Annotated in this window: 21 protein-coding genes; 4 read left to right on the plus strand and 17 right to left on the minus strand. The window is 60.2% G+C overall.

Annotation, left to right across the window (positions count from 1 at the left end; all coding sequences use genetic code 11):
• Positions 1-58: 58 nt before the first annotated feature.
• From MTP39_RS08645 to MTP39_RS08660, 4 genes are all read right to left on the minus strand, one after another.
• Positions 59-1,501, minus strand: a complete 1,443-nt coding sequence (locus MTP39_RS08645; RefSeq protein ID WP_249240216.1) for a TrkH family potassium uptake protein — start codon at positions 1,499-1,501, stop codon at positions 59-61.
• 12 nt (positions 1,502-1,513) lie between these two features.
• A complete protein-coding gene (gene trkA / locus MTP39_RS08650; RefSeq protein ID WP_055185070.1) occupies positions 1,514-2,866 on the minus strand; it encodes a Trk system potassium transporter TrkA in 1,353 nt (450 codons plus the stop codon).
• Positions 2,867-3,177: 311 nt separating this feature from the next.
• The gene (locus tag MTP39_RS08655) at positions 3,178-4,497 is read right to left on the minus strand and encodes a thymidine phosphorylase (RefSeq protein WP_249240217.1); all 1,320 of its coding nucleotides are present in this window, start codon (positions 4,495-4,497) and stop codon (positions 3,178-3,180) included.
• 37 nt (positions 4,498-4,534) lie between these two features.
• Positions 4,535-5,713 carry a phosphopentomutase gene (locus MTP39_RS08660; protein ID WP_249240218.1) on the minus strand — a complete coding sequence of 393 codons (1,179 nt, stop codon included), beginning with the start codon at positions 5,711-5,713 and terminating at the stop codon, positions 4,535-4,537.
• Between the two features lie 423 nt (positions 5,714-6,136).
• Between MTP39_RS08660 and pyk the strand changes: the two genes are divergently transcribed.
• Positions 6,137-7,888 (plus strand): pyruvate kinase, encoded by a 1,752-nt coding sequence (gene pyk, locus MTP39_RS08665; protein WP_249240219.1) that lies wholly within the window; start codon positions 6,137-6,139, stop codon positions 7,886-7,888.
• Positions 7,889-7,905: 17 nt separating this feature from the next.
• Positions 7,906-8,358, plus strand: coding sequence for an S-ribosylhomocysteine lyase (locus MTP39_RS08670; RefSeq protein WP_249240220.1), 453 nt, complete (start codon positions 7,906-7,908; stop codon positions 8,356-8,358).
• Positions 8,359-8,500: 142 nt separating this feature from the next.
• On the opposite strand, the gene MTP39_RS08675 is transcribed toward MTP39_RS08670, so the two are convergent.
• The 12 genes from MTP39_RS08675 to MTP39_RS08730 all read right to left on the minus strand — a co-directional run bounded on the left by MTP39_RS08675 (position 8,501) and on the right by MTP39_RS08730 (position 23,668).
• Positions 8,501-9,343, minus strand: coding sequence for an HAD family hydrolase (locus MTP39_RS08675; RefSeq protein ID WP_249240221.1), 843 nt, complete (start codon positions 9,341-9,343; stop codon positions 8,501-8,503).
• 14 nt (positions 9,344-9,357) lie between these two features.
• Positions 9,358-10,350 (minus strand): LacI family DNA-binding transcriptional regulator, encoded by a 993-nt coding sequence (locus tag MTP39_RS08680; protein ID WP_249240222.1) that lies wholly within the window; start codon positions 10,348-10,350, stop codon positions 9,358-9,360.
• 196 nt (positions 10,351-10,546) lie between these two features.
• Positions 10,547-11,344 (minus strand): hypothetical protein, encoded by a 798-nt coding sequence (locus MTP39_RS08685; protein WP_249240223.1) that lies wholly within the window; start codon positions 11,342-11,344, stop codon positions 10,547-10,549.
• Between the two features lie 75 nt (positions 11,345-11,419).
• A complete protein-coding gene (locus tag MTP39_RS08690; protein ID WP_249240224.1) occupies positions 11,420-12,478 on the minus strand; it encodes a hypothetical protein in 1,059 nt (352 codons plus the stop codon).
• Between the two features lie 26 nt (positions 12,479-12,504).
• Positions 12,505-14,649 (minus strand): ATP-dependent zinc metalloprotease FtsH, encoded by a 2,145-nt coding sequence (gene ftsH / locus MTP39_RS08695; RefSeq protein ID WP_249240225.1) that lies wholly within the window; start codon positions 14,647-14,649, stop codon positions 12,505-12,507.
• A 30-nt stretch (positions 14,650-14,679) separates the two neighbouring features.
• A complete protein-coding gene (hpt, locus tag MTP39_RS08700; protein WP_044960265.1) occupies positions 14,680-15,228 on the minus strand; it encodes a hypoxanthine phosphoribosyltransferase in 549 nt (182 codons plus the stop codon).
• Complete coding sequence (gene tilS, locus MTP39_RS08705; protein ID WP_249240226.1) at positions 15,225-16,649, minus strand: tRNA lysidine(34) synthetase TilS; 1,425 nt, start codon at positions 16,647-16,649, stop codon at positions 15,225-15,227. The genes hpt and tilS overlap by 4 nt, the downstream gene beginning before the upstream one ends.
• Complete coding sequence (dnaB, locus tag MTP39_RS08710; RefSeq protein ID WP_015537881.1) at positions 16,649-18,049, minus strand: replicative DNA helicase; 1,401 nt, start codon at positions 18,047-18,049, stop codon at positions 16,649-16,651. Before dnaB ends, tilS begins: the two co-directional genes overlap by 1 nt.
• Before the next feature lie 86 nt (positions 18,050-18,135).
• A complete protein-coding gene (gene rplI / locus MTP39_RS08715) occupies positions 18,136-18,591 on the minus strand; it encodes a 50S ribosomal protein L9 (protein ID WP_249240227.1) in 456 nt (151 codons plus the stop codon).
• Positions 18,592-18,685: 94 nt separating this feature from the next.
• Positions 18,686-19,789, minus strand: a complete 1,104-nt coding sequence (gene glf / locus MTP39_RS08720; RefSeq protein ID WP_249240228.1) for a UDP-galactopyranose mutase — start codon at positions 19,787-19,789, stop codon at positions 18,686-18,688.
• Positions 19,790-19,792: 3 nt separating this feature from the next.
• Positions 19,793-21,790 carry a DHH family phosphoesterase gene (locus MTP39_RS08725; RefSeq protein ID WP_249240229.1) on the minus strand — a complete coding sequence of 666 codons (1,998 nt, stop codon included), beginning with the start codon at positions 21,788-21,790 and terminating at the stop codon, positions 19,793-19,795.
• Positions 21,791-21,838: 48 nt separating this feature from the next.
• Positions 21,839-23,668 (minus strand): ribonuclease J, encoded by a 1,830-nt coding sequence (locus MTP39_RS08730; RefSeq protein ID WP_217297107.1) that lies wholly within the window; start codon positions 23,666-23,668, stop codon positions 21,839-21,841.
• A 402-nt stretch (positions 23,669-24,070) separates the two neighbouring features.
• Here MTP39_RS08730 and rnhA point away from each other — a divergent pair, with 402 nt between their 5' ends.
• Complete coding sequence (gene rnhA / locus MTP39_RS08735; RefSeq protein ID WP_249240230.1) at positions 24,071-24,535, plus strand: ribonuclease HI; 465 nt, start codon at positions 24,071-24,073, stop codon at positions 24,533-24,535.
• Positions 24,532-25,074 carry an ATP-binding protein gene (locus MTP39_RS08740; protein ID WP_249240231.1) on the plus strand — a complete coding sequence of 181 codons (543 nt, stop codon included), beginning with the start codon at positions 24,532-24,534 and terminating at the stop codon, positions 25,072-25,074. The genes rnhA and MTP39_RS08740 overlap by 4 nt, the downstream gene beginning before the upstream one ends.
• A gap of 67 nt (positions 25,075-25,141) precedes the next feature.
• On the opposite strand, the gene mgsA is transcribed toward MTP39_RS08740, so the two are convergent.
• Positions 25,142-25,546, minus strand: coding sequence for a methylglyoxal synthase (gene mgsA, locus MTP39_RS08745; protein ID WP_236131205.1), 405 nt, complete (start codon positions 25,544-25,546; stop codon positions 25,142-25,144).
• Between the last annotated feature and the right edge of the window lie 106 nt (positions 25,547-25,652).

The following is a 25,652-nucleotide window of genomic DNA, read 5'->3' on the forward strand; positions in this document are numbered from 1 at the left end:
GGGAGCGGGAATCATGCAGGGATGGCAGAGAGGCGGGTTTACCCCGCTCCAAAAGCACTCAGAACCGCCGCCATGTATCCGGCATGAACAGCACCAACATGGGGAAGATCTCCAGACGACCGGCAAGCATATCAAAGATCAGCACCAGCTTTGCGGGGTCTGCAAAGCAGCCGAAGTTCTGCATGGGGCCTGCCATTTCCAAGCCCGGGCCGATGTTGTTCAGGGTAGCCGCCACGGCGGTAAAGTTCGTCACCATATCAAAGCCGTTCAGACTGATCAGGAAAAAGGAGGCCGCAAAGATAAAGATATAGGCCGCAATGAACACGTTGGTGGTGCGGATGGTCTCGTGGTTCAGCAGCTTGCCGTCCATGCGAGCGGGCGCTACCACCTGCGGGTGCAGGGCGGTCTTGAGTTCCTTAGCCAAGGTCTTGCCCAGAATGAGGAAACGGCTCACTTTGATGCCGCCGCCGGTACTGCCGGCGCAGGCGCCAATGAACATGAGCATGACCAGAATCTCTTTAGAGAGGGTCGGCCACAGGTCAAAATCGCAGCTGGAGAAGCCGGTGGTGGTGATGATGGAGCCCACCTGAAAAGCGGCCTGCCGCAGCGCCTCGCCAAAGCTGTTGTACATACTATAAATATTGGCAGTGATGATGCCTACTGCCACTGCGATGACCACAAAGTAGCCCCGCACTTCCTCGCTGGCAGCAGCGCGGCGGAACTTGCGCATGAGCAGCAGGAAGTAGGCGTTGAAGTTGACGCCGAACAGGATCATGAAGATGGTCACGACCCACTGGATGTAGGGCGAAAAGCTGGCAAAGCTGTCGTTGCGGAAGCCGAAGCCGCCGGTGCCTGCCGTACCAAAGGCGGTGAGCAGGGCTTCGAACAGGGGCATTCCTCCAAGCAGCAGGAACACCAGCTCCAGCATGGTAAGGGCAAAGTAGATGCCGTACAGAATTTTAGCGGTGGACTGTACCTTAGGCACCAGCTTGTCCACCTGCGGGCCGGGGCTTTCGGCTTTCATCAGGTTGACGTGGGATCCGCCGGTCAGCGGCAGCAGCGAGAGCAGAAACACCAGAACGCCCATGCCGCCGATCCAGTGGGTAAAGCTGCGCCAGAACAGAATACCGTTGGGCAGCCCCTCTACGGCTGGCAGAATGCTGGCACCGGTGGTGGTAAAGCCGGAGACTGTCTCAAACAGGGCATCCACGGGGTTCGGGATGTAGCCGGTGAGCACAAAGGGCACCGCGCCCATCACCGAGATGAACACCCAGCACAGCGAGGTAGCCGCAAAGCCCTCGCGCATGTAGAACACCTTACTGCGGGGCTTGATGGTGTGCAGGGCGTAGCCGATACCGGCGCTGACGGCTGCTGTGAGCAGAAACACGCCCAGCACCATCCACTCGCCATACACTAAGCTGGCGGCGGCGGGCAGCAGCAGCAACGCGCCCTCGATCATCAGCACATAGCCCAGCAGACGGAAAACGATCGCATAATTCATAGTCCGCCTCCGTCAGTGCTCCACGATATCGCGCAGGTCGTGCAGACCATGCTCCAGCGTGACCACGATGACGTTGTCGCCCACTTGAATTTGGTCGCCGCCGCGGGGGATCAGGATCTTGCTGCCGCGGGTAATGCAGCACAGCAGCAGGTTCTTTTTCAGGTGCAGCTGGCTCAGGGGCACACCGGTAGCGGCGCTCTCCTCGTGCACCGTAAATTCCAGCGCTTCCACGCGGTCGTCCAGAATGCGGTACAGGGTCTTGATGTTGTTGCCCGCCTCGTTTTGCAGGGCGCGGACGTATTGCACGATGTAGTCACAGGTCATGTACTTGGGGTAGACCACGCTGCCCAGATCCAGCCCGGCCAGAATATCGTCAAATTCCAGACGGTTGACCTTGGTCACCAGTTTGCCGTTGGAGTGCTTTTTGGCAAACAGGGTCAGCAGCACGTTCTCTTCGTCGATGTTGGTCAGCGCCACAAAAGCTTCGGTGGATTCCAGACCCTCGGAAAGCAGAAACTCGCGGTTGGAGCCGTCCTCATTTAAAATCTGTGCACCGGGCAGCTGCTCGGCCAGTTCCACGCAGCGGGCTGCATCCCGCTCCACGATACGCACCCGCACATGGTTTTCCAGCAGCTCCTGACTGAGGTAGTAGGCAATGGCACCGCCGCCCACGATCAGGGCGTTGCGCACCGGCTGCACCGGCAGATGCAGCTGCTGGAAGAAGGCGTGCGCCTTTTCCTGCGTGGCAAGGAAGGTGACCTGATCGCCCTTTTGCAGCACGAAGTTACCGTTGGGGATGATGACCCCGCCCTCACGCTCTACTGCGCACACCAGAATATCGCTCTTGAGCCGGGTGGGGATCTCGCGGATGGCTACGCCGTCCAGCGCATCGGGCAGCGCAAACTTGATCAGCCGCACACGGCCGTCCGCAAAGGTATCGATCTTGCTGGCACCGGGGAACCGCAGCAGATGGGAGATCTCCTTTGCCGCTGCCATTTCCGGGTTGATGATGGCGGAAATGCCGATCTGCTTTTTGATAAAGTCCAGCTCATGGCTGTAAGACGGGTTGCGCACACGGGCAATGCCGTGGCAATGCCCCGCCTTTTTGGCAAACATACAGCAAAGCAGGTTCAGTTCGTCCGAGCCGGTGACCGCGATGAACACGTCCGCATCCTCAATGCCCGCCTCGGACAAGGTGGTGATGGACGAGCCATTGCCCACGATGCCCAGCACGTCGTAGCTTTCGGTCAGGTGCTCCACGCGCGCTTTGTTGGTGTCCACCACAGTCACGTTGTGGCCTTCCTCGCTGAGCTGGCGCGCCAGAGCCGTGCCGACCTTGCCGCCGCCCACCAGAATGATCTTCATAACAAGTCCTTTCTCCTTTGGCAGCCCCTTTTCCCGGGGCATACAAGTACGGTATAGTATACCATATCCCTTTGCAAAGTTCTACCGTTTGACCCGCAAATACAGCGAAATGCTTAAAAAGCGACCGTTCCTTTGTGCAAAATGGCCTGTTTTCAGCGTGAAAGCGCAAAAAAAAGGCTGCCGCACAGCTTTTGCGCAGCAACCCCTTGGAGCAACCGAAAAAATTATTGTTATAGGAGCAAGGCCGGGCCGCCTGCGGGCTGCCCGGCCTTGCATTTTTGCGAAAAGCAGGTCTCCCCTGCTGTCCGGTCTCAGTACCGCTCTACGCCGTCCTTGGTGACAAGGGCGTACACCAGCGGGGCTTCCTCCGGCTTTTCCGCGCCGTACACAAGGCCGCTGCGGTACTCGGCGGCGGCAGCTTCAAACTTGTCCGCCGCGCCGTAAAAAGTAGCAAGGCTTTCGCCCTTATGGACATAGTCACCGCGCTTTTTGTGCAGGGTGATACCAGCGGCAAAGTCCAGCGGGTCGCCCTTTTTCTGGCGACCTGCGCCCAGCAGCACACTGGCAGAGCCGATTTTTTCGGCATCGTTGGCCACAATGTAGCCGTCCTGCTCGGCCAGCAGCTCGTAGCTGGCGGCGGGCTGTGCAAACAGGCTGTAATCATCCAGTACACGGATGTCGCCGCCCTGTGCGGCAAACATTTCCTTGCACTTTTCAAAGGCAGAGCCGTCCGCAATGACAGCTTCGGCCATGGCGCGGCAGTGGGCGGCATCGCCCTTGCCTGCCAGCACCAGCATGTTGGCTGCCAATTGCAGGCACACCTCGGTCAGGTCTGCCGGGCCGTGGCCCTTGAGCACATCCATGCTCTCCATCACTTCCAGACTATTGCCGATGTTGTGCCCCAACGGGGTATCCATATCGGTGATCATGGCGGCTACCCGGCGGCCATGGTGGGTGCCGATGGCAACCATCAGCTGCGCCAGCTCAATGCTCTGGTCCACAGTTTTCATAAAAGCACCGGTGCCGGTGGTGACGTCCAGCAGGATGGCGTCTGAGCCGGAGGCCAGCTTTTTGGACATGATGCTGGAGGCAATCAGCGGAATGCAGCTGACGGTGGCGGTAACGTCCCGCAGGGCATACATTTTTTTATCTGCCACGGCGATGCCCTCGCTCTGGCCAATGACCGACAGGCCGATCCGGTTCACCTGTGCAAAAAATTCCTCCTGCGAGAGGGCGGTCTTTGTGCCGGGCACGCTCTCCATCTTATCGATGGTGCCGCCGGTGTGGCCGAGACCCCGGCCGCTCATTTTGGCGATCTTCACCCCGCAGGCTGCCACGATGGGCGCGATGACCAGCGTGGTCTTATCGCCCACGCCGCCGGTAGAGTGCTTGTCCACCTTGATGCCCGGAATGGGCGAAAGGTCTACCATCACGCCGCTGTGCGCCATTACATCGGTCAACTCGGCGGTCTCCTCGTTGGTCATGCCGCGCAGGTACACCGCCATCATCCATGCGGCCATCTGGTAGTCGGTCACATCCCCGCAGACAAAGCCGTTGATAATGGCCTCCAGCTCCTCCCGGGTGTGGGTGCCGCCATCCCGCTTTTTTGCGATCAGATCATAAATACGCATCGTTTCATGCTCCTGTTCTTATAGCTTTTGGGGCGTTTTATGCCCGGATCTCCTGCCATACGCTCTTGCCGTCCAGCGTGGAAGCGTCCACATCCAGATATTCGCAGATGGTCTGGGCGATGGTGCCGAAGCACAGCTTGGTGCCCAGATCCGTACCCGCCTTTACGCCCTTGCCGCAGACCAGATACGGCACATACTCACGGGTATGGTCGGTGGTCTTGGTGTAGGAGGGGTCACAGCCGTGGTCGGCGGTGATCATGAGCAGGTCGCCCTCCCGCATCCCCGGCAGGAAGTCGGCCAGAAAACGGTCGAACTCGGTGGCGGCGGCAGCGTAGCCTGCCACGTCACGGCGGTGGCCGTAGAGCATATCAAAGTCCACCAGATTCACGAAGGCAAGGCCTTCAAAATCCCGGGTCTGCAAGGCCTTGGTAAAGGCGATGCCGTTGGTGTTGCCGGTGGTCTTGATTTTTTCGGTCACACCCTCGCCGTCAAAGATATCGTAGATCTTGCCCACGGCGATCACGTCCCTACCGGCATCCTTCAGCAGATCCAGCATAGTAGCGCGGGGCGGCTTCAGGCTCAGGTCGTGGCGGTTGGTGGTGCGGTAGAAGGTATCCGCGCTGTTGCCAAGGAAGGGGCGGGCGATCACGCGTCCTACGCCGTATTTGCCCTTGAGCATTTCCCGGGCAATCTCGCAGTAACGGTACAGCTCCTGCACCGGCACAAGTTCCTCGTTGGCAGCGACCTGAAAAACACTGTCGGCGCTGGTGTAGACGATGAGGGCGTTTTCCCGCATAGCCTGCTCGCCGTAGTCCTTCAGCACCTGCGTGCCGGAATAGGGCTTGTTGCACAGCACCTTGTGGCCGGTTTTTTGCTCATACTCCCGGATCAGCTCCTCCGGGAAGCCCTCAGGGAAGGTGGGCAGCGGCTCCGGGCTGACCACACCGGCGATCTCCCAGTGGCCGATGGTGGTATCCTTGCCCATGCTCTGCTCCTGCAGGCGGGCAAAGGCCGCCGCCGGGACATCCGTCTTTTCCCCTGCGGTTACGCCGTCAATGTTGAACAAACCCAGCTTGCGCAGATTGGGACAGTTGAAATTGGGGTGGTTCGCAATGGCACCCAAGGTGTTGGTGCCTGCATCGCCGAAGGCGGCGGCGTCCGGCTCTGCGCCGATGCCAAAGCTGTCCAGCACGATCAGAAAAACGCGTTTTTCCATAGTGGTCACTCCATTTCTCCGGGGCGCACCCCGGAACAGTACTACTTTATTACCCTTATTATAAGCAAAAAGCCCCTCGGATGCAAGAGGAAGCGGCCTTGTGCGCTCTAATCAGTTTTTACGTTTTGCAGCAGTTTTCCCCTGTCAGGCAACGCACGGAAAGCCGCGGCGCATCGTTAAAAGTTTTGCAATCCCTCCTGCAGGCATAAACAACTGTAAAAACTTGTATTCAAGCAAAAATTCCTCTTGCTCTCTTGCACCGGAATGATTATAATAATAGTTGGTAGAGTTTTGGGTTTTCCCGCTCTGCCATACAAACCGACCCGCTGTACCGAGAGCTTTTGCTCCCATTGGTCATACACAGCAGCCTGCAGGGATGCTGTGCCGGATATAGGTAAGAGAGAGTTGACGGAGGTATATTGCATGAGAAAGACGAAAATTATTTGCACCCTTGGCCCTTCCACCGATAAGGAAGGCGTGCTGCGCGATCTGATCGCCAACGGCATGAACGTAGCCCGCTTCAATTTTTCCCACGGTTCCCACGAGGAGCATCTGGGTCGCCTTGAAAAGCTGAAGGCTCTGCGCGAGGAGCTGGGTAAGCCCGTGGCCGCACTGCTGGACACCAAGGGTCCCGAGATCCGCCTGAAGGACTTCAAGAACGGCGTTGAGAATCTGGTTGCCGGCCAGACCTTTACCCTGACCACCCGCGATGTGGAGGGCACCAACGAGATCTGCTCCATCACCTACAAGGATCTGCCCATGGACGTGGAGCCGAACGGCACCATCATGCTGGACGACGGCCTGATCAAGCTGCAGATCCAGACCGTGAACGACACCGACATCGTCTGCACCGTACTGAACAGCGGCAAGATCAAGAACAAGAAGGGCGTCAACGTGCCCGGCGTGCACCTGTCTATGCCGTATATGAGCCAGCGCGATAAGGATGACATCATCTTCGGCATCCAGCAGGGTTACGATTTCATCGCTGCCTCCTTTGTGCGCACCGCACAGGACGTGTACGATATCCGCAACCTGCTGAACCAGTACGATTCCAACATCCGCATCATTGCAAAGATCGAGAACCGCGAGGGCGTGAACAACATCGACAGCATTCTGGCTGCTGCCGACGCCGTGATGGTGGCTCGTGGTGATCTGGGCGTGGAGATCGACTTCACTGAGCTGCCCGGCATCCAGAAGACCATCATCGACCGCTCCTTCTCCTTCGGCAAGCCCATCGTCACCGCTACCCAGATGCTGGACAGCATGATGGTGAACCCCCGCCCCACCCGCGCCGAGATCTCGGACGTGGCAAACGCCATCTACGACGGCACCTCTGCTATCATGCTGTCCGGTGAGACCGCTGCCGGTGCCTACCCCGTGGAGGCGCTCAAGACCATGTCCGCCATCGCTGAGCGCACCGAGCAGGAGGGCTTCCATCTGCGCGGCCGCACGATGGATTTCAACCCCGGCAAGATCAGCGTCTCTGACGCTACCGCCCATGCTGCCTGCCTGACCGCACGGGACGTGAACGCCGCCGCCATCGTGACCGTGTCCGAGTCCGGCACCACCGCCCGCCTGCTGAGCAAGTACCGCCCGCAGCAGCCCATCATTGCCTGCGTCATGCGCGAGCAGGTGCAGCGTCAGCTGTCTCTGAGCTGGGGCATCACCCCGCTGATGATGTCTCTGGCACACAGCACCGATGAGCTGATCGAGATGTCCACCGCTCTGGCCAAGGAGAACGGCTACCTGCACAACGGCGAGCTGGCTGTTGTGACCGCAGGCGTGCCCGTGGGCGTTTCCGGCACCACCAACATGATCAAGATCCACATGGTGGGCAACTGTCTGGCCACCGGCGTGGGTGTCGGCCCCGAGAACAACGATGTTGCCAGCGGCAAGGCCTGCGTCTGCCGCACCATGGACGAGGTGCGCGCCAAGTTCAAGCCCGGCATGGTGCTGGTGGTGCCCTCCACCAGCAACGAGATGCTGAGCTTTGTGCGCGACGCTGCCGCTCTGGTGGTAGAGGAGCCCGGCCTGAACAGCCACGCTGCCATTGCCGGCAAGGCACTGCTGAAGCCCACCGTTGTGGGTGCCGCCGGTGCTACCAGCCACATCCGCGATGGTCTGATGGTGGCTGTGGACTGCGCACACGGCAGTGTGCAGCGCCTGCAGGGCTGATAAAGGAGAACCGTAGTATGGAACGTATCGCAAGCTTTTGCGTGGATCACACCCGGCTGGAGCGCGGCATGTACCTGAGCCGTCAGGACGGCGATGTGCTCACTTGGGACATCCGCATGAAGAAGCCTAATCAGGGCGATTACCTGACCACCGCTGCCGCCCACACGCTGGAGCACCTGTTTGCCACCTACGCGCGCAACAGCGCTGTGAAGGACGGGGTGATCTATGTTGGCCCCATGGGCTGCCGCACCGGCTTTTACCTGCTTACCCGGGGTCTGACCCCGGCGCAGGCATTGCAGCTGACGGTGGATGCCTACCGCTTTATGGCCGACTTTGAGGGCGCTGTGCCCGGTGCCAGCGAGGTGGAGTGCGGCAACTACCGCGATATGGATCTGCCCGCCGCCAAGGCCGAAGCTGCTGCCATGCTGCCTGTGCTGGAAGGCCTGACCGCAGAGGATCTGCACTACTGATCTGTCAATATAAAGAGAGCGCCGCACAAAATACCGTGCAGCGCTCTTTTTGTTACAAAATGATGCGAAAGTATTATTTATAATTTTAGGGCAGGGGAACGTCTGCGGATGTTCCCCTGCCCTGTTTTTACTAAAAGAAATCTCAAATCAGCCCCAAGGCTGCAAACTCCTTGGCAATACCGTCCTCATACACCGAGGGGGCAATGCGGTCGCAGCGCTGCTTCAGGCTTGCAGAGCCGTTGGCCATACAGACGCTGATGCCGACCACGTCGGTCATTTGCAGGTCGTTGTCACTGTCGCCAAAGCCGATGCTGTCCTGCAGGGACACGCCGAGATAGTCGCAGACGGCCTTGATGCCGCGTCCCTTATCAAACCTACGGTTGATGAGTTCGCCGTTCACATAGCCGCCGTCCAGACCGTCCAGCTTGCTCTCGCAGAACACAAAGCGATCCTCGTACAGGCGCTTCGCTTCGTCCAAGTCCTCGCTGTGCTCCGCGATATACACGATCTTATACAGCGGCTCGCCCTTGTAATCAGCCAGCGAACTGATGGTCATGCCGTCCTCCATGGCCTTGCGCCAGCGGGCGGCTTCGCTGTTCAGGGGGCCTGCATCCCGGTGGGTAAAGCTCCAGCGCTCGATCATCTTCAGGCTGCCGTAGGTGGCATCCCGCGCTTCCAGCGTGCACTCTACGCCGTTGCGCTCCATGGCGCTGCGCACACCCTCTGCCAGCTGCGGCTCCATAGGCAGGTCTACCAGCACCTTGTCCCCGCAGAACACATAGCCGCCGGCGCTGCACACTGCGCCGTCAAAGCCGTAATCCAGCAAAGGCTGGGTCATACGCAGATTGCGCCCGGTGCACAAAAACAGCTTGTGGCCGTTGGCGTGTGCCTTGCGCAGCGCCTCCACCGTGCTTTGGGGGATCAGCATCTCACCCGGGGGCAGCAGGGTTCCATCGATATCTAAAAAAATCAGTTTTTGTTTCATTCGTTCCTCTTTTTTTACAGTGAGCCGCGCTCTACCAACGTATAGCCCAGCGTAGTCTGGCGCACCGGCGCAGCGTCCGGCCCGGTGTGCTCCAAGCTTTGCAGCAGCATCCGGGCGGCCTCCTGCCCTACCTGCCGCTGATAGAAGCGGATGGTGGTCAGGCCGGGTTCCACCACCTTGCCTGCCCAGTTGTCTCCGATGCCGGCAAGGCCGACATCCTGCCCTACTTTGCGTCCGGCAGCGCGCAACACCTGCAACGCACCAAAGGCCACAGTGTCGGTCACGCAGACCACACCGTCCAGCTGCGGGCAGCGCGCCAGCAGTTCCTCCATGCAGCGGTGCCCCTCTTCCATGGAAAAGGCGGTGCAGCAGGCGCGGGGCAGACCGTCCGCGTTTAGTCCCACCTCCCGCAACGCATCCTGCACACCCTGACGGCGTGCAATGCCGGTGGCGGCGTCCTGCTCGCTGCCGCCGATGTACACGATATTCTTCCGGCCATGCTCCAGCATCTTCCGGGTCAGGTCGCGGGCGGCAGCACGGTCATCGTTATAAACGCAAGGCAGGTCTGCAAAGCGCTGCCCTGTTACCACCACAGGCACGCGGCAGTCTTTCAATGCCATGCACAGCTGCGGGCTGTTATCACAGCCCAGCAGAATGATCCCCGCCACATGGTTGCGCTGCAATGCTGTAAGATATTCCAGCTCCATCTGCTCGTCCAGCTCGGTGTCGGCCAGCAGCATCAGGTAGCGACTTGCGCTCAGCTCGGCTGCAATGCCGCTGATGATCTGCCCCACCGACTGGGAGCTGATACTGGGCACAATGACCCCCACCTGACGCACCTTGCCGGTGCGCAGGGTCTGGGCGGCAGTGTCCGGGCTGTAACCGGTTTTTTCCACTACGGCTTGTATCACGGCACGCTTCTGCTCGCTGAGGGGGCCGCCATTTAAATAGCGGCTGACCGCAGCACTGGAAACGCCTGCCATCTTTGCAATATCACTGATGGTCATGGGGTATTTTCTCCGTTCCCTCTCCGGTGGCAATGTGTAAACGTTTTCATGCTTATTATAAATCCGTTTCAGATTTCCCGCAAGAGGTGCAATGACCGTTTTTCTACGGAGCCATCCGCTGCTTTTTTGGTGACTTTACACAATCCAAACGATTTTGCTTTTCGATTTACCACCAGAATTGCGAACACCGTTGCGCTTACACAAGTCCCATGCTGATAGCGCGTGCGATAAGTCCCAGCACCAGCGCTGCCAGAATAATGACCAGCGCTGTCCTGCTCTCGCCGCCGGTCTGCTGCTTTTTGCCGCGGGACGCCGTGCTGCGGCTCTGTTTTGTACCGGTGCTGCGGCTGCGGGCAGAGGCGTTCTGCCGCCCGGCAGTGCTTTTGGTGCTGCGGGGCTGCTGTGCGCTGCGGGGCTTGCTGCGGGCGGCTGTTTTCCCCTGCTGCGCGTTCTGCGGGCTGCTTTGGCGTGCCTTAAGTGGCTTGCCCTCGCTGCACCGGCTCAGGTAATCCTCGGCTTCGCGGTAATACTGCGCCAGCTCGTTTTCCTTAAAGGCGGTACCGGCGTAGCCCTCTTCCAAAGCCTCGATGGCTTCATTGAACAGCAGGGCTGCCTGTGCGCCGTCCGCTGCAACTGCCGCGTGGGCAGCTTCGTTGCGGGCGGTGCGGATGGCGTTGCAGGCATGGCGGGCGGCAGAGGGATGCACCGTGTTGCCCAGCAGGTCCAGCGGGCGGGCGGCGTCAGTTTCCGGGTCCAGCAGCACCCGCATACACAGGGTGGTGTCCAGCTGCTGCCAGCTGGTCTTGCCGGAAAGGTCCGGCATACGGTCGTAGTAATCCGGGCTTTCCTGCTTGCGGGCGGCGATATGTTCCAGCAACGCATCCAGACTGTGCGCCCCGGGCTTGCGCTCCCAGTGCCAGCGCAGCAGGCGGCGGCTGATCTCATCGCAGGCAGTCTTGATCTCAAAAGCCACCTGTAAAGCTTGTTCCGGCATAGTATTTTCCTTTCTGTGCAATGTACACAAAAGGCGGAGAAGGCACGCTGCCCCCTCCGCCGGGATGAACTTATATTACAGCACGAACTGGTAGTACACAAAGCCGCATAGCGCGATAGCTGCGCACAGGATGGCCGTAATGGGCGGCACCCAGCGGATCAGCGCTTCTGCCACGCTGTCCCGGCTGTCCTCGTACTCCTCGTACTCCTCCTCCATGGGCTCGGGCTGACGCACCGGAGCCGGTGCCGGACGGCGGGCGGCGGCAGGCATCACACGGGTGCCCTCGTCTGCCGCAGCAGCGCCGGAATACGGTGTGCGGACAGAGGCATCCAGCACCCGGGTAGGCTCCGAGATGGGCTGGACGGGGGCAGCCTTCGGCTGGTAAGCCGCTGCGCCCATGACCCGGGTGGGTTCCTCTACGGGCGCTGCCGGGGCGGCAGGGGCGGCACCCACGATGCGGGTAGGCTCCTCCACCGCAGCGGGCGCTGCGGGAGCCGCCGGGGCGCTGAGAGGCATTTCCATCTCGTCTGCCGGGGCGGCGGGCTGCAACAGGGTGTTCAGCGCGTTCTGCAGCAGAATGCGGTCACAGCCGCACTCCGAGCAGTACACGGTGTCCTCCTCGGTGGGGTGGAAGGCACCGCAGGCGCAGTACCAGCCGTTTTCGAACACCTGCGGCTGATACTTGAGCCCGGTGCGGTTCATGCGGGCTTCCAGCGCCTTTTGCAGCTCCGGAGCCAAACGGCGGGGTGCAGGCAGGCGCACACGCTTGATGCCGTCCAGATGCACCACGCGCTTGCCGTTGTACACATTGCACAGCGAAACATCCACGCTGGTGATGGCCTTTGCCGTGATGAACACGGCATCGTCCTGCCCGAACAGCTCGCCGGGCTTTACCTGAAGATCCCGGTACTCGAACTTATCCTCGCACAGGATCACACCGTCCACGCCCTTGCACTTGAAATGGATCTCCAGTGCGGTCAGGGTCACGCGGGAAATATTCTTGAAGGTCAGGCAGACAGCGTGCTCGCCGCTGACGTCCCCCTTGAGCAGCTCCACGCAGACGAACTGCACCGGGCTGCCGGGAGTATAATAGTTTGCACGGGTCTGGGCGACCGGGTTAAAATTTTCCTCCACGATGCTCGCTCCTTTCCTAAAAAAGCTTAGTCCTGCTGCTCCGGGGCATCCGGCTGCGGCACTTCCGGCTGGGCAGGCTCGGCCTGCTCGGCGGGTTCGGCACGCTCAGCGGTCTCCGCAGGCTCTGCGGGCTGCACCGGGGCAGGCTGCACGGTCTGGTCGGGCTGCGCCTGCTCGGGCTTTGCGTCCTCGCAGGGGGGCAGGGTGCCGCCGGCCATAATGGTGTTGAACTGCTCCTCGTTGAGCTTTTCGCGCTCCATCAGAGCCTTGGCCAGCGCATGAAGCTGGTCGATGTGCTCCGTCAGGGTGCGGCGGCAGGTCTCATAAGCCTCGTCGATGATATCACGGGTCTCGCTGTCGATCTCGGCAGCAGTGGTCTCGCTGTAGCCCTTGCCCTGACCAAAGTCGCGGCCAAGGAAAGTCTCCTCCTGCGAGGTACCGTAGACCACAGGGCCCAGACGCTCGGAGAAACCGTAACGGGTGATCATCTGGCGGGCGATGTTGGTAGCCTGCTGCAGGTCGTTGGAGGCACCAGTGGAGATGTCCTCCAGGATCAGCTGCTCGGCCACGCGGCCGCCCAAGCTGGACACGATGTCCTCAAACATCTCGCCCTTGGTCACATAGCTGCGATCCTTTTCAGGCAGATACATGGTATAGCCACCGGCCTGACCGCGCGGGATGATGGTGATCTCGTGCACGCGGGGGTGGTGCTTGCAGTAGAAGCCTGCCACTGCGTGACCGGCCTCGTGGTAGGCGGTGAGTTTTTTCTCCTCCGGGGTGACCACGCGGCTCTTCTTCTCGGGGCCAGCCATCACCTTCATGGATGCTTCCTCGATGTCCTCCATGGTAATAGCCTTGCGGTTGCGGCGGGCTGCCAGCAGCGCGGCCTCGTTGACAAGGTTCTCAAGGTCTGCACCGGCAAAACCGGCGGTGCGCTGGGCGATGACCTTCAGGGAGACGTCCGGCGCAAGAGGCTTATTGCGGGTATGCACCTTCAGGATCTCCTCGCGTCCCTTGACATCCGGCAGGCCTACATAGACCTGACGGTCAAAGCGGCCGGGACGCAGCAGTGCCTTATCCAGAATGTCGGCACGGTTGGTGGCGGCCATGACGATGATGCCGTCGTTGGCTTCAAAGCCGTCCATCTCCACCAGCAGCTGGTTCAAAGTCTGCTCGCGCTCATCGTGACCGCCGCCCAGACCTGCGCCGCGCTGACGACCCACGGCATCGATCTCATCAATAAAGATGATGCAGGGCATGGTCTTTTTGGCCTTATCGAACAGGTCACGCACACGGGAGGCGCCCACGCCGACATACATTTCCACAAAGTCAGAGCCGGAGATGGAGTAGAAGGGCACCCCGGCCTCGCCTGCACAGGCACGCGCCAGCAGGGTCTTACCGGTACCCGGAGGGCCCACCAGCAGCACGCCGTGGGGGATGCGGGCACCCAGCGTATTGAACTTATCCGGGCTCTTGAGGAACTCCACAACTTCCTTGAGCTCCTCTTTTTCCTCGTCCTCACCGGCCACATCGGCAAAGGTGGCAGTCTTTTTGTTCTCGTGCTCGTCCTTTACCTTGGCCTTGCCCACGTTCATGATGCCGCCGCCACCGGCGCCGTCGCGCATCATGGAGAACAGCAGGAAACCGGTGCAGCCCAGCATAGCCAGATAGAACAGGATCTCCATCCAGGGGATGGTCTCCTTGGCGGGCACATAGTCGTACACCATGGGCGCATCGGGGTTAGCTTCATCGTACTGGGCGATGTAGTCCGACACATGATCCACGAACATCCGGGCGTAAGGCAGCTTATAGCTGACCGTCTCGGTGCCGTCCTCATTCTTCTTCACCCCGGTGGGGGCAGAGGAAGAGGAGGACAACAGGCCGGAAAGCAGCCCGCCCGTGGACTGGGCAGTGCTCTGCTCGGCAGCGTTGGGCAGCTCCTGTGCACCCTCCTTCAGGGTCATGGTGATCACGCCGGTGTTCAGATCCAGCGAGAATTTGGTGACCTGATTGCTCTCAAAATAGTGTACCACCGTGGAATATGCCATAGAGGAGCCGCTGGCGCTGCCGCCGGTGCCGCCCAGCACCGACCACACCATCAGCACGGCTGCCAGCACAATGGCGATCACCAGCGGATTGAAACGGGGTTTCTTCGGTTGCAAAAAAATCAACTCCAGTTCTGGATTTTTATAATGGACACGTTACTTCGTGTAGACCTCGGGTTTCAGCACGCCGACATAGGGCAGGTTGCGGTATTTTTCATCGTAGTCCAGACCGTAGCCCACCACAAACTCGTCCGGTACCTGAAAACCCTCGTAATCCGGCTGGATGTCGGCCTTGCGGCGGCTGGGCTTATCAAGGATGGTGCAGATCTTAACGGAGTTCGGGTTGCGCATCTTGAGCATGGGCACAAGGTTGGACAGGGTGACGCCGGTGTCCAGAATATCCTCCACGATCAGCACATCCTTGCCGGACAGATCACCGTCCAGATCCTTGATGATCTTGACCAGACCGCTGGTGGTGGTGTTGCTGCCGCCGTAGCTGGAGACCACCATAAAGTCGATATTGCAGGGGATGCTCACAGCCCGCATCAGGTCGGCCATAAAGACCACCGAGCCCTTGAGGATGGACACCAGCACCAGATTTTTACCGGCATAATCCCGGCTGATCTGAGCGCCCAGCTCTGCCACCTTGGCCTTCAGCTGTTCTTCGCTGACCAGAACGGTCTTGATATCATCGTGCATACTCATTTGTTTTTTTCCTCCTGTGTTTCGATCTCTGCATCCAAGTGCAGGATCCATCTGCTTTCCGTGTCCGGTGCAAGGCCATCGGCAAAGCCTTCTCCACACACCCATAAAATTTCGCTTCCGCTGGCAAGCAGCGGCAGCGTATCCCGCAGTTCGTTCGGGACATTGGCCTCGTTCATCCACTTGCGCAGCGGTTTGCTCAAGCCCCGCCCCGCAGGCCGGAAGCGGTCTCCCGGCTGACGGGCGCGCAGTACAAGGCCAGTGTACAACGTAGTTATTCTAGCATAATCCGCCCGATTTTTTAAGTCTTTTTTATGAACGACTTGTATTTTTTCTTCAAAATCGGCTTTTAACAGCTCCGCTTTCCCCTTCCAGCTCCCGCGCAGCCGGAATTCCGGCTGTTTTTCGGGCAAAAAGGGCACTTGCTGCGGCGCGCTCTCCGGCTGGCGGGGCAGCGCTTGCGGCAGTGTTTCCTGCCGCAGGCAGCCGTTCCCTGCGCAAAAGCGCACCTGTCCGGTCAGCTGTACTGCGCCGCTGCCCTGCCGCACCACGGCGCACAGCAGCTGCACATATTTTTCCTCTGCATCCCGCACCGGAGCCACAAGGCTGTGCAGCGCGGTCTCCAGCAGCAGCGGGTCTGCCGCCTGCAAAGGCGAAAGCTGCCACGCCGGTTCTGCGCCGGGCAGGCGTGCCGCCGTCAGAAGCTTTGCAGCCCCTGCGGCAAGGTAGGCATCCACCCGCGCAGCCTTTTCACAGAACTGTGCCAGATTCTGCACCGCCGCCGCGTTGGTGCTTTCCAGCGCAGGCAGGGCGCTGTGGCGCAGACGGTTGCGGGCGTAGGCGTCGGTGTCGTTGGTCTCGTCGGTGACCCACGGCTGTCCTGCTGCCCGGCAGACGGCCTCGGTCTCGGCACGGCTCAGGCAGAGCAGCGGGCGCAGGTAGCACCCGCGCCTTGGCCGGATGCCGCCCGCACCGTGCAGCCCGGTGCCGCGCGCCAGCCGCAGCAGCAGCGTTTCGGCTTGGTCATTTGCAGTATGGGCCGTGGCGATGGCATCTATCCCCTGCTCTTGCAGCCGGGCAAAGGCTGTGTAGCGCAGACGGCGCGCCCAGTCCTCCCCGGCGTGCGCCGGGGGCGGGGCAAGCTCTGCCGCATGGAACACCCGCAGCGGCACGCCCAAGCGGGCGCATTCTGCCCGCACAAAGGCTTCGTCCCGGTCGGCGCTCTGTCCGCGCAAACCGTGGTTCACATGGCAGGCAGAGAGCGTATAGCCAAACCTCGGCTGCAATTGCCGCAGCAAGAGCAGCAGCGCCATGCTGTCTGCCCCGCCGGAGACTGCTGCTGCCAAATGCTGCGGTGCGCCGGGCTGCAAAAGCCCCTCCCGGGTGCAGAAATCCGCCACCCGGGCAAGAATCTCTGTATCCATCAGCGCTTGAAGTCCACATCCATAAAGCGGGTGTGGGCACCATCCCAGCCCAGCGGCACGGTGCTGGTCTCGCCGTGACGGTTCTTTGCCACGATGCACTCGGCGGTATCGGCATCCACCTCGGCACCGTCCGGGTTCTGGCTGGCGTAGTAGGAATCGCGGTACAAAAACAGAACGCAGTCTGCGTCCTGCTCGATGGAACCGGAGTCGCGCAGGTCCGAAAGCTGCGGGCGGTGGCTGGAGTTGTTGCCCTGCTTTTCTACCGCACGGGACAGCTGGCTCAGCGCGATGATAGGCACGTTCAGTTCCTTGGCCATGATCTTCAGGTTTCGGGTGATGGAGCTGATCTCCTGCACACGGTTCTCACTGCGCTGGCCGGTGGTCATCAGCTGTAAATAGTCGATGACGATCAGGCCCACATTGGGACGGGCAGGGTCCTGATTTACCCGGCGGATCTTGGCCTTCATCTCGGTGATAGTGATACCGGAGGTATCGTCCATATAGATCGGCGCATCGTGCAGTTTTTCGGTGGCCAGTGCCAGATACTCCCAGTCCTCCGCGCGCAGCGCACCGGTACGGAAGGCCTGACTGTCGATGCCGGCCTCCGACGAGAGGATGCGGTTGGTCAGCTGCTCCTTGGTCATTTCCAAGCTGAAGATGGCCACCGGCACCTTTTGCTGCATAGCCACGCGGGTGGCGATGTTCAGCGCAAAGCTGGTCTTGCCCATACCGGGACGGGCTGCCAGAATGACCAGATCGCCGCGGCCAAGGCCGGTAAGCACGGTGTCCAGCAGACGGAAGCCGGTGGGAATACCCTTGTACTTATCCGCATCCGGGCCGCTGATCTTTTGCAGGTTGGTCAGCGTTTCCACCATGCTGGACGAAAGCGGGGTCAGAGCGCTGGAATCGCGGCCGGAGCGGATCTCGTAGATGCGCTGCTCGGCGTTTTCCAGCAGAAGGTCGGCGTCCGGCTCGTCCCCGGCGTCCTGCAAGATGTCCTTGGCAACGCCCATCAGCTGGCGCACCAGATATTTTTCCTGCACGATCTGGGCATAGGCTTTTACGTTGGAGATACTGGGCACCGTTTCTGCCAGACCGGTCAGATAGATCTTGGCCTCGTCTGCGCTGGGGAACACACCATCGGACACCACTGCATCCAGCAGGGTGACAAAATCAATGGTCTGGTCGTTGGTGAACAGGCGCAGCATTTCCGTCCAGATCTGGGCGTTCTGCCGGGTGTAGAACATTTCCGGCTTGATGATCTCCACCAGATCAGTCAGAGTGTCGGGCTTGAGCAGCACCGCGCCCAGCACGCTCTGCTCTGCCTGCATATTGTAGGGCAGATTGATGCCCACGCTCTCCAGATTCAGTTCATTGGAATAACGTCGTTCGTTCGGCATAGTAGTTTGTCCTTATCCAAAATCCAAAGCATCCTGTAAAGCCAAAAAGCGCCCCCTGCTGTGAGGGGGCGCAAACGGCACACAGATCAGGCCTGTTCCACTTCCACCTGGATCTTGAAGGAAGCCACGACGCCAACGTACAGACGAACCTTGCCGTTGAACACGCCGGCATCCTTGATGTCCTTGGTCTCCAGCTCGATCTTCTTTTTGTCGATGGGTGCACCTGCCAGCGCAGCCAGTGCTTCGGCAACTTCCTTGCCGGTCACCTTGCCGTGCAGACGGCCGGATGCGCCGCCCTTGGCCTTGATGGCCACGGTCTTGCCTTCGATCTTAGCAGCCAGAGCCTTGGCGGCTGCCACGTTCTCAGCTTCGTGGAAATCGGCTGCAGCCTCCTTGCCGCGCGCCATGTTCACAGCGCTGGCATCCGCCACAGCGGCCAGCTTGCGCGGGAACAGGTAGTTGCGGGCGTAGCCGTCGGAGACCTCGTGGATCTCGTCCTTCTTGCCGATGCCCTTGATATCCTGCTTCAGAATCACTTTCATGATAGTATCCCTCACTTCTCACCGGAAAACCGGTGCAGTCTTATGGTAATAGTATAGCGCATTTGTCGTTTTTGGGCAAGAGGAAGCGGGGCATTTACGCCAGCTCCTTTGCGGCCACGTCCAGCGCTACCTCGATGACCTTATCCATATCGTAGTACTTGTACTCGCCCAGACGGCCGCCGAAGATCACGCCCGGCTCGGCATCGGCCAGCGCCTTGTATTGTGCATACAGGGCGCCGTTCTTCTCGTCGTTGACGGGATAGTAGGGCTCGTCACCTTTTTTCCACTCGGCGCTATACTCCCGGCTGATAACGGTCTTGGGCTGGGTGCCGAACTCGAAATGCTTGTGCTCGATGATGCGGGTATAGGGGGTCTCGGCATCGGTGTAGTTGACCACCGCGTTGCCCTGATAGTTGTCGGTGTCCAGCACCTCGGTCTCAAAGCGGACGCTGCGGTACTGCAGCGCACCCAGACGGTAGCCAAAGTAGGCATCCACCGGGCCGGTGTAGACCACCTTCTCAGCCAGTGCGTCCAGCGCAGCCTTGTCGGCCAGATAATCCACGTTCAGGCGCACCTCGGTATCAGCCAGCATCTTTTCCACCATGGCGGTGTAGCCGCCATTGGGGATGCCCTGATACAGGGCGTTGAAGTAGTTGTCGTCGTAGGTAAAGCGCACCGGCAGGCGCTTGATGATAAAGGCGGGCAGCTCGGTGCAGGGACGTCCCCACTGCTTGCCGGTGTAGCCCTTGATGAGCTTTTCGTAGATATCGGTGCCCACAAGGCTGATGGCCTGCTCTTCCAGGTTCTGCGGGTCGGTGATGCCCGCAGCAGCCTTCTGCTCTTCGATCTTGGCCTTGGCTTCGGCAGGGGTCACAACACCCCACATCTTGTTGAAGGTGTTCATGTTGAAGGGCAGGTTGTAGATCTGACCATGGTAGTTGGCCACCGGGCTGTTGGTGTAGCGGTTGAACTCTGCAAACCGGTTCACATACTGCCACACGGCCTTGTTGTTGGTGTGGAAGATATGCGCGCCGTAGCGGTGCACATTGATGCCCTCCACATTCTCGGTGTAGATGTTGCCCGCGATATGGTCGCGCTTATCGATGACCAGACACTTTTTGCCTGCCTTTTTGGCCTCGTGGGCAAACACGGCACCGAACAGACCGGCACCAACGATGAGATAATCGTACTGTTTCATGTTTTATTCCCCTTTTGCCGGTCGTGCTTCCGGCGTAGTCTTTTTCTGGGAGAGATAATATTGGTCGATAGCATCCTGAATGCGGCTACGTGCCGCCTGCGGGGTGATATGCTTTAACTGGGCTGCTGCCATGGTCTGATGACCGCCGCCGCCCAGCGACTCCATGATCACCTGCACATTCACGGCACCCATGCTGCGGGCAGAGACGTTGACCCCGTTGCCCACCTGCACTGCCACAAAGCTGGCGTCCACGCCCTGAATGCGCAGCAGGTCGTTGGCGGCCTGCGCAATGGCGACCCGGGCTTCCGGGGCGACCTCGCCGCCAATGGAGATGGCACAGTTTTTGTACATCTGCGCCTTTTCCACCAGATCGGCCTTGGCATTGTACTCCACCATGGTCACATCGAACAGCCTGCGCACCCGCTCGGTCTCTGCGCCGTAGCGGCGCAGGGCAGCTGCGGCTTCAAAGGTGCGCACACCGGTGTGCAGGGTAAAGTCCTGCGTATCCAACAGGATACCAGCAAGCAGACCTTCGGCTTCCACGCGGTTGGGCTTGTCGTCCCGCTCGCCCACATACTGCAACAGCTCGGTGACCAGCTCGCTGGCCGAGGAAGAATAGGGCTCGTGGCAGACCAGCGCCGGGTTCTCAATGTAGCCCACACCTTTGCGGTGGTGGTCGATGACAGCAACCTTGCCGCATTTTTCCAGAATGTCCTTGCTTTCCACAAGGCCCACCTGATATGTATCCACCACGATACACAGGGTACGCTTAGAAATGATGGGCAGGGCGTCCTTGGGATCAATGAAGTCATCCTTCTGCCCCGCCTTGCACAGCGCATCGATCAGGCTGGCAGCCAGCGTGGCGTCCCGCCGGACGGCGATGACCGCCGGCACATCGCATATTTTGCAAATGCGCAGCACGCCCTCGGCTGCGCCGATAGCATCCAGATCGCTCATGCGGTGACCCATGATGACCACATGGTCGGCTTCCTTGATCAGCTTGACCAGCTGGTCGGCCACAAGGCGGCTGCGCACCTTGCTGCGCTTTTCCACACCATGGCTCACGCCTCCGTAGAAGGTAAAGCCATCCAGCGTCATCTCAGCGGCCTGATCGCCGCCGCGTCCCTGCGCCATGTCCAACGCGTGCTCGGCCATATCCTGCGCTTCCCGCAGGGTGCGTGCACCGCGTCCGATACCAATGGACATCGAAAGGCTCACGCCGGGGTCCAGTGCGCGGATCTTATCCAGCACATCGTAGCCGCGGTTGGCGAACTGCTCCAGCTGGCGCTCCTCCACCACTGCGATGTAGCGGCCGCCGCTGCCTACCCGGCGCAGAAAGCCGCTGCCGCGCCCGATCATATCCTCCAGAATGCGGTTGACGCCCTCCAGCAGGCGGGCGCGCTCGCTGTCCATCAGATCCCCGAACACATCATCGTAACCGTCCAGCTGAAAGGCAAGATACCCCGGACGGCTGGCCTTATACTCTGCCTCAATGCGGCGCAGCTCGGTCTCCTCGTTCAGCACCAGCAGGGTCATGCTTTCGGCTTCGCCGGGCACGGTGGAGCTGTGCACGCTCCAGTAGCCGTCGGCAAGGGTCAGCAGCTGCCCCTCACGCTTGCGGCACAGCTGCAGATCCAGCCCGGGCAGCAGCTTCTGCACCCGGCTGGCCAGCACATCCTGCCCGCCCAGCAGACGGGTGCGGAACTGGCTGTTGTACCACAGCACCGTCTCGCCGGAAAGCAGCGCCGCAGGCTGGGAAAGGGGCTCCAGACTGAACTGCACCTTGGATTTTTCAAACGTGGTGCCGCTTGTCCAGCGCACCACCCAGCTGCGCAGCTTGCAGCGGAACAAGGCTGCCCCTATGCCCCACAGCACCACCAGCACGGCCAGCAGCGGCCATGCCGTAGGGCGCTGCACCAGCAGCACCAGCAGCAAGAGGCCGCACAGCACCGCCAGACTGGCCGTGAGCATTTCCAGTGTCCATCTTGGTTTACGTTTCATTGGTTTTTTGCCTCCTCAGACGCTGCACCGCTTTGCGGTGCGCCCGGATCAGACCTCCATCAGGATCGGCAGGATCATCGGGCTGCGCTTGGTGCGCCGGTAGATATAGCTGCTCAGTGCCTCACGCACACGGGTCTTTACGCTGTTCCAATCCCGGACGTGCTCATCCACACAGCGCTCCAGTGCATTTTCCACAATGCTCTGGGCACCGTCCATCAGGCTCTCGTTCTCGCGCACATACACAAAGCCCCGGCTTACCAGATCCGGTCCGGCAAGCACCTTGCCGGTCTTGCTGTCCACAGTAGCCACGATGATGACAAGGCCATCCTCGGAGAGGTGCTTGCGGTCCCGCAGCACCACGTTGCCCACATCGCCCACGCCAAGGCCGTCCACCATGACGGCACCGGCGGTCACCGGCTCGCCCAGCTTCATCTCGTCCTGCGAGAGGATGACGTTGGAGCCGTTTTCCGCAATGAGGATATTGCTGGTGGGGATGCCCAGACTTGCAGCGGTGAGGGCGTGCTTTTTCAGCTGCTTATACTCGCCGTGCACGGGCAGGAAGTACTTGGGTTTGGTCAGGGTGAGCATCAGCTTCTGCTCCTCCTGACAGGCGTGACCGGAAACGTGCACATCATACATGCTCTCGTAGATGACCTCTGCGCCCAGCAGCAGCAGACCGTTGACGATTTTGGTCACGCTCTTTTCGTTGCCGGGGATGGGGTTGGCGGAGATGATGATGAAGTCACCGGGGCCTACCCGCACCTGACGGTGGCTGCAGGAGGCCATGCGGCTCAGCGCGCTCAGGGGCTCGCCCTGACTGCCGGTGGTCACCAGCACCACCTGCTCCGGCGGGTACTGGTTCAGCTCGTCCACGCTGATCAGAGTGCCCTCCGGGATGTGCATATAGCCCAGCTCCTGCGCCATGGCGGTGTTGTTGACCATGCTGCGGCCACTGAAGGCCACCTTGCGGCCATCCTCCACGGCCAGATCAATGATCTGCTGCACACGGTAGATGTTGGACGCAAAGGTTGCAATGATAATGCGCTTATTGCGGGCGCGGGCAAACAGGCTGCGCACACCGGCGGCCACCTTCTGCTCGGTAGCGGTAAAGCCCGGGCGCTCCGCGTTGGTGGAGTCGCTCAGCAAGGCCAGCACACCGCGCTGCCCGTACTCGGACAGGGTGGACAGGTCGGTCACGCCGCAGGCCAGCGGGGTGTAATCAATTTTAAAGTCGCCGGTCTGGATGATGGTACCAGCGGGGCTGTCGATGGCAAAGGCCACGGCATCCGGGATAGAGTGGTTCACATGGATAGGTTCCACGGTAAAGCAGCCCAGCTTGATCTTCTGCCGGGGCACGATCTCCACAAACTTGGTCTTGCCGGCAAGGCCGAACTCCTCCAGCTTATTCTTGATCAGGCCGCAGGTCAGGCGGGTGCCGTACACCGGCAGGCTGATCTTTTGCAGCAGATAGGGAATGCTGCCAATGTGATCCTCGTGACCGTGGGTGATGAGCAGGCCCTTGATCTTGTCCTTGTTCTGCACCACAAAGGTGAAGTCCGGGATGACCATGTCCACGCCGAACATCTCGCTGTCCGGGAACACCAAGCCGCAGTCCACGATAATCATGTCGCCGTTGCACTCGTAGACGGTCATGTTCTTGCCGACCTCGCCCAGACCGCCCAGCGGGTAGATATGGATGGGGGTCGCCGCCTCCTTGGGCTGCTGCGCACGGCGCGGGCGGCGGTTATAGTAGGGACGGCGGGTAGTGGGACGGGTACGCTTTTCCCCTGCGGGAGCAGTGCCGTTTGCGGCGGCTGCCTTGGGCGCTGCCGGGGCTTTTGCGCGGGGTGCGGGGTTATTTTCTTTTGTTTGAGCCATTCTTTACCTCCAGATTCAATTGCAAACCAGACCGCGCCCCGCCGGGGAGAGCAGCCGCATCTTGCACAGGGGAAGCACCTGAAACTGCATCGGCTTCCGGTTGATGCATCGTATAGAATTTATCGTTCAGCGTGCTTTTTGCAGCAGCGCTGTTGGTTCCGCAAGAGATTCTTGGCCAGGTAAGTCCATCTGTTCGATGCGACCATGGCGTTTCTGCCGGAACAGCCGGGCGCACGCCTTTGGTGCACCCCTATACGCATTTTGTTACGCTAAGTATAGTATCTCGCACCGGTTTTGTCAATTCCAAGGTTTGGCAAAACCGGGCCGGCGTATACATTGGCTCTTGACATCCCAGGCAAAATAGCGCTAAATAAAGGTATTCTATTCTATAAGGAGAACCCCATGAAACAGGTAGAGGTGTACACAGATGGCGCTTGCAGCGGCAATCCCGGCCCGGGCGGCTGGGGTGCGGTGCTGCGCTACCGCTTTGACGGCAAGGTGTACGAAAAGGAACTGAGCGGCGGCGACGCCAGCACCACCAACAACCGCATGGAGCTGACAGCCTTTATCGAGGCGCTGCGCCAGCTCAAGGAGCCCTGCGCGGTGCGGCTGTGCTCTGACAGCCAGTATGTGATCAACGGGCTGGAAAAGGGCTGGGCCAAGGGCTGGAAGCGCCGGGGCTGGAAAAAAGCCGACGGCTCCCCTGCCCTGAACCCGGACTTATGGGCACAGGCGTTGGAGCAGGAGGCACGGCACAAGATCACCTACGTCTGGGTAAAGGGCCATGCAGGCCACCCGGAAAACGAACGCTGCGACCAGCTGGCCGTAGCACAAAGCAAAGCACATGGCGGGAGGCAAGGAACATGAGCGACGCATTTTTGCCCGGCAACGGGTTCGACACCTATGAAACACAGGACAAGGTGCTTGTCAGCATGGACGGCACCGTAGATTGCGGCGTTGTGGTACGCATTTTGCAGCAGCAGGGCTTTGGTGTAGTCGGGGCTGTGGTGCAGCTGGATGCTGAACAGAACGCATGGGCAGCAGCCGCACGGCAGGCTGCTGAGGCTCTTGGCATCGAGTGCATCGTGCTCAAGGCGGAGGCACTGGCAGACCAGCCCGCCGCGGTACTGGGCAGCGGCAACGACGCCCGGTTTGCCGCCCTGCTGACCGCTGCCGACAAGCTGGGCATCCAGTACATTGCCACCGGGCACCACGCCCGGGTGGAGTTGGGCAGCGACGGCGTGCACGCGGTCTGCCCCGCTGTGGACACCGCACTGGACGAGAGCGCCGCGCTGGCGGCGCTGCCGCAGGACACCCTTGCCCGGTTGCTGCTGCCCTTGGGCGAGTTTACCGCCGCCGACGTGCAGGAGATGGCACAGGATTTTAAAGTGAACGGAACGGTCTGAGCCAACCGCTTTCTACACAAAAAGAAGCGCCGCATCTGTACGATGCAGCGCTTCTTTTTTGCACATCTTAGTTTTGCGGGTGCACGATATCGCGCCAGTCCAGATCTCCGCGCTCAAGGCCATGGATCAGCACCTCGGCGGTGGCGATGTTGGTGGCCATGGGGATGTTGTGCACATCGCACAGGCGCAGCAAGGTCATCTCATTCGGCTCGCTGGGCTTTGCATTGATGGGGTCGCGGAAAAACAGCAGCAGGTCGATCTCGTTGCAGGCAATGCGGGACGCGATCTGCTGGTCGCCGCCCTGCACCCCGGCCAAAAAGCGCTGTACCTGCAGGCCGGTGGCCTCGGAAATCATTTTGCCGGTCGTGCCGGTCGCCACCAATTTATGCTGGCTCAGAATACGGCAGTACGCCGTGCAGAACTGAACCATCAGCTCCTTTTTGGAGTCATGCGCGATCAGGGCAATCGTCATCTCTAGATCTCTCCTCTATTGAAACATTTGTATATAAAACGCTTGAGAATTTTCCTTTGTTATACATGATATCACAAACACAACTCATTTACAACAGGTTTTTGGA

The sequence above is a fragment of the Faecalibacterium sp. I3-3-33 genome (assembly GCF_023347295.1).
GTDB lineage: Bacteria > Bacillota > Clostridia > Oscillospirales > Ruminococcaceae > Faecalibacterium.

Excerpts from the sequence above, each read along its gene's own strand:
- MTP39_RS08645 (WP_249240216.1), bottom strand. The coding sequence starts at position 1,501 with ATGAATTATGCGATCGTTTTCCGTCTGCTGGGCTATGTGCTGATGATC.
- trkA (WP_055185070.1), bottom strand. The coding sequence starts at position 2,866 with ATGAAGATCATTCTGGTGGGCGGCGGCAAGGTCGGCACGGCTCTGGCG.
- MTP39_RS08655 (WP_249240217.1), bottom strand. The coding sequence starts at position 4,497 with ATGCGTATTTATGATCTGATCGCAAAAAAGCGGGATGGCGGCACCCAC.
- MTP39_RS08660 (WP_249240218.1), bottom strand. The coding sequence starts at position 5,713 with ATGGAAAAACGCGTTTTTCTGATCGTGCTGGACAGCTTTGGCATCGGC.
- pyk (WP_249240219.1), top strand. The coding sequence starts at position 6,137 with ATGAGAAAGACGAAAATTATTTGCACCCTTGGCCCTTCCACCGATAAG.
- MTP39_RS08670 (WP_249240220.1), top strand. The coding sequence starts at position 7,906 with ATGGAACGTATCGCAAGCTTTTGCGTGGATCACACCCGGCTGGAGCGC.
- MTP39_RS08675 (WP_249240221.1), bottom strand. The coding sequence starts at position 9,343 with ATGAAACAAAAACTGATTTTTTTAGATATCGATGGAACCCTGCTGCCC.
- MTP39_RS08680 (WP_249240222.1), bottom strand. The coding sequence starts at position 10,350 with ATGACCATCAGTGATATTGCAAAGATGGCAGGCGTTTCCAGTGCTGCG.
- MTP39_RS08685 (WP_249240223.1), bottom strand. The coding sequence starts at position 11,344 with ATGCCGGAACAAGCTTTACAGGTGGCTTTTGAGATCAAGACTGCCTGC.
- hpt (WP_044960265.1), bottom strand. The coding sequence starts at position 15,228 with ATGAGTATGCACGATGATATCAAGACCGTTCTGGTCAGCGAAGAACAG.
- tilS (WP_249240226.1), bottom strand. The coding sequence starts at position 16,649 with ATGGATACAGAGATTCTTGCCCGGGTGGCGGATTTCTGCACCCGGGAG.
- dnaB (WP_015537881.1), bottom strand. The coding sequence starts at position 18,049 with ATGCCGAACGAACGACGTTATTCCAATGAACTGAATCTGGAGAGCGTG.
- rplI (WP_249240227.1), bottom strand. The coding sequence starts at position 18,591 with ATGAAAGTGATTCTGAAGCAGGATATCAAGGGCATCGGCAAGAAGGAC.
- glf (WP_249240228.1), bottom strand. The coding sequence starts at position 19,789 with ATGAAACAGTACGATTATCTCATCGTTGGTGCCGGTCTGTTCGGTGCC.
- MTP39_RS08725 (WP_249240229.1), bottom strand. The coding sequence starts at position 21,790 with ATGAAACGTAAACCAAGATGGACACTGGAAATGCTCACGGCCAGTCTG.
- MTP39_RS08730 (WP_217297107.1), bottom strand. The coding sequence starts at position 23,668 with ATGGCTCAAACAAAAGAAAATAACCCCGCACCCCGCGCAAAAGCCCCG.
- rnhA (WP_249240230.1), top strand. The coding sequence starts at position 24,071 with ATGAAACAGGTAGAGGTGTACACAGATGGCGCTTGCAGCGGCAATCCC.
- MTP39_RS08740 (WP_249240231.1), top strand. The coding sequence starts at position 24,532 with ATGAGCGACGCATTTTTGCCCGGCAACGGGTTCGACACCTATGAAACA.
- mgsA (WP_236131205.1), bottom strand. The coding sequence starts at position 25,546 with ATGACGATTGCCCTGATCGCGCATGACTCCAAAAAGGAGCTGATGGTT.